Source organism: Kitasatospora sp. NPDC059817 (assembly GCF_042731835.1).
Classification (GTDB): domain Bacteria; phylum Actinomycetota; class Actinomycetes; order Streptomycetales; family Streptomycetaceae; genus Kitasatospora.
The window spans coordinates 1-3186 of record NZ_JBHWIR010000105.1 but is presented as its reverse complement, the minus strand read 5'-3'; the positions used below and the strand labels follow the sequence as shown (position 1 = coordinate 3186).

The following is a 3186-nucleotide window of genomic DNA, read 5'->3' as shown; positions in this document are numbered from 1 at the left end:
ACCCCACCGCGCTCCCCACGCGGGGGCCCCGCGGCGGGCCGGGGGGCGGCGCGGGGGCCCCCCCGGCCCCCCGGCTCCGCCCCCCGCCGCCAGCGTGTCAGCGTCCGATCAACCGCCGGTATCCCAGCTTTCTGGGGGGTCGTCCGACACCCCGCCTGGTCAGGGGGACGGCCAGGGGCGGCCCGGGCTACGTACCCCCTACCGATCCGCGACGGATTCGCCCCCTCCGCCCCCGCCCGTACCGTCGGAGACCACGGACACCGGACCAACCCCCAGGAGAACAGCGATGACCGCCTACGCGATGGCCCAGGTCCACTCGGTCGAGTTCGGCCCCGACATCGTCGAGTACCTCCAGCGCATCGACGCCACCCTGGACCCCTTCGACGGCCGCTTCCTCATCCACGGCGACCGGATCGAGACCGTCGAAGGCACCTGGGGACAGGACCTCATCCTCATCGAGTTCCCCGACCACCAACGCCTGCGCGCCTGGTACGACTCGCCCGCCTACCAGGAGATCCTCCCGCTGCGCACCCGCCACATGACCGCCGACGTGGTCTTCGCCCAGGGCGTGCCCGCCGGCTACCGAGGCGCCGACGCCCTCAAGCACTGACCGGCCCGGGGGCTCAACGCCCCTGCGCCCGCTCGCGCCACCACCGCACCGTCGCCTCCACCTGCTCCTCCAGCGCGGTCGCGCGCACCGCGAACGCGGCCTCGTAGGCGCAGGCGTCCACCACGAACGGGCGGTCGAACTGGTAACGGACCTCCCGCAGTTCACGCAGCAGCGGGGAGAACAGCCCCGCCGCGCCCAGCAGCGCCTGCGGGAGCCGGCGCACCGCGACCGGTCCGACGCCCGCCTGCGCGGCCAGCCGTTCCACCATCGCGCGCACCGGCAGCGCGGGGGCCGTCGGCACGTGCCAGGCCCGCCCCCAGGCCCGCTCCTCGCCCGCGACCTCGGCCAACGCCCGCGCCACGTCCGGCAGGTACGTCCAGCTGTGCGGCGCGTCCGGGTCGCCGAGCACCGCGATGCTCCGGCCCTTCAGCAGGCCCGGCATCACCCGCGAGGCCAGGTGCCCGCCGTCCGTCACCCCGGGGCCGAAGAAGTCCGCGGCCCGCACCTCGACCGCCCGGATCCGCCCGGCCCCGTGCAGCGCCCGAGCCTGCTCCCACGCCGCCGCCCGCACCCGCCCCTTGGGGCCGGCCGCGGCCAGCGGCAGGTCCTCGGTCATCGGACCCCGCACCGGACCGTAGCCGTAGAGGTTGCCGAGCATGACCAGCACCGCCCCGGTGGCCTCGGCCGCCGCGCACAGCGAGGAGGCCAGCGCCGGCCACCGCGCCGCCCACTGCGGCAGCGGCGGCGCCGCGCAGCCGTAGATCGCCGCTGCGCCGCGTGCGGCCTCCGTCAGTCGCGCGCGATCGCCCGCGTCCAGCGCCACGTGCTCGATGCCGGGCACCGGAGCCCCGCCCCGTGCGGGGCTCCCCGCCCTGGTGACGACCCGTACGGCGTGCCCCTGCCCGGCCAGCAGGCGGGCGGTGGCGGCCCCGGCGGGCCCGTATCCGACAACCACGTGGAAGCTCATCCGCCCCACCCTAGGGTCTGGGGCTGCGCGGGTGCTGCGGGTGCTGTGAGTGCGGTGCGGGCGCTAGCAAATACTTGGTATGGCAACCGTAAAAGACGATCTATGCTGGCGGACGTTCACAATCTCTCCGCACAACGCAAGGTGCTGAATGAAGCTGCCCCGGGTGTCCGCCGTCGTCGCGGCCGCCGTCCTGGCCCCCACCGTCCTCTTCCCGTCGATGGCCTCCGCCGCCGACAACCCCCAGCTGGCCGGCGTCTCCGGCCCTGACACCGCGTCCAAGGGCACCGAGGACCAGGGGACGGGCCAGGAGGAGCACGACCGCGCGGAGGTGCGGCGCATCCTCGCCGACAAGGAGAGCGGCGTCAGCGTGCGCGAGGCCGCCCAGAAGGCGCTGAACGGCACCGCCGCCGACCTGCGGCACTTCCTGGACGTCGAGCTCCACGACCAGCGCGTGATCGACAACCGGGTGAAGGCCTACCAGGTCCTCGCCGTCGGCGGGCCGGCCGTCAAGAAGGCCGCCACGGCCGCCCTGCGGGGCGGCACCGCCGAGGACGTCGCGAAGTTCCTCAAGGAGGGCCAGTTCACCGCCCGCGCCGAGGACGAGGACCGCGCCAAGGTCCAGAGCATCCTCGACGACAAGGAGACCGGCCCGGCCGTGCGCGAGGCGGGGGAGAAGGCCCTCGCGGGCACCGCCGCCGACGTGCGGCACTTCCTGGACGTCGAGCTCGGCGAGCGGCGTCTGACCGACAACCGGGTGATGGTCGCCCGGATCTTCGACGGCGCCGGGCCGGCGGTGAAGGCGGCCGCCCGGAAGGCGATATCCGGCAGCAACCAGGAAGTCCTGGCCTTTCTGAAGGAGGGCCAGTTCATCGCCCGGGCCGAGGACGAGGACCGCGCCAAGGTGCAGGGCATCCTGGACGACAAGGAGACCGGTCCGGGCGTGCGCGAGGCGGGGGAGAAGGCTCTCGCGGGCACCGTCGCCGACGTGCGGCACTTCCTGGACGTCGAGTTCCCCAAGCAGCGGGCCGACGACAACCGGGTGAAGCTCGCCCAGATCATGTCGGCCGGCGGGCGGGCCGTGCGCGAGGCCGCCGGCCGGGCGCTGGACGGCACCGACGAGGACGTCGTGAAGTTCCTGAAGGAGGGCCAGTTCACGGCCCGCGCCGAGGACGAGGCCGCGAACAAGCCGGCCCCGCAGCCGGCCCGGCCCGCCGAGCAGCCGCAGACCGCCACCGGCGCCCAGTCGGCCGTCCGGCCCGCCGCCCTGACCACCACGACGGACACGACCGCGACGGACACGACCGCGACGGGCACGACCGCGGGCACGACCACGACGGGCACCACCGCCGGGACGGCCACGGCCACCACGGCCACCACGGGCACCACCACGGTCACCACCCGCCCCGGCCAGCTCGCCGCCACCGGCACCGAGGGCCTCGGCTGGGAGGCCGGCGGCGCCGCCGCAGCCCTGGCCGCGGGTGCGGCGCTCGTCGTCGCCTCCCGCCGCCGCTCCACCGAGAGCAGACGCCCCCGCGCGCCCCGGCCGCCCACGCGGCCGGGGCCTGCGGACGTCCGGGGCCGCACGCTCAGCCGCGGGGGCGCCGCCCGG

Annotated in this window: 3 protein-coding genes; 2 read left to right on the top strand and 1 reads right to left on the bottom strand. The window is 75.8% G+C overall.

Translation table 11 applies throughout. The features are described 5' to 3' along the window. Window positions 1-286: 286 nt before the first annotated feature. A complete protein-coding gene (locus ACFV61_RS22005) occupies window positions 287-610 on the top strand; it encodes a DUF1330 domain-containing protein (protein ID WP_363376056.1) in 324 nt (107 codons plus the stop codon). 13 nt (window positions 611-623) lie between these two features. Here ACFV61_RS22005 and ACFV61_RS22000 read toward each other — a convergent pair whose 3' ends face one another. Then, window positions 624-1577, bottom strand: coding sequence for an NAD-dependent epimerase/dehydratase family protein (locus tag ACFV61_RS22000; protein WP_380493468.1), 954 nt, complete (start codon window positions 1575-1577; stop codon window positions 624-626). Between the two features lie 148 nt (window positions 1578-1725). Here ACFV61_RS22000 and ACFV61_RS21995 point away from each other — a divergent pair. Continuing rightward, the coding region (locus tag ACFV61_RS21995) for an ALF repeat-containing protein (RefSeq protein WP_380493466.1) at window positions 1726-3186 on the top strand (1461 nt) is incomplete at its 3' end.

Excerpts from the sequence above, each read along its gene's own strand:
- ACFV61_RS22005 (WP_363376056.1), top strand. The coding sequence starts at position 287 with ATGACCGCCTACGCGATGGCCCAGGTCCACTCGGTCGAGTTCGGCCCC.
- ACFV61_RS22000 (WP_380493468.1), bottom strand. The coding sequence starts at position 1,577 with ATGAGCTTCCACGTGGTTGTCGGATACGGGCCCGCCGGGGCCGCCACC.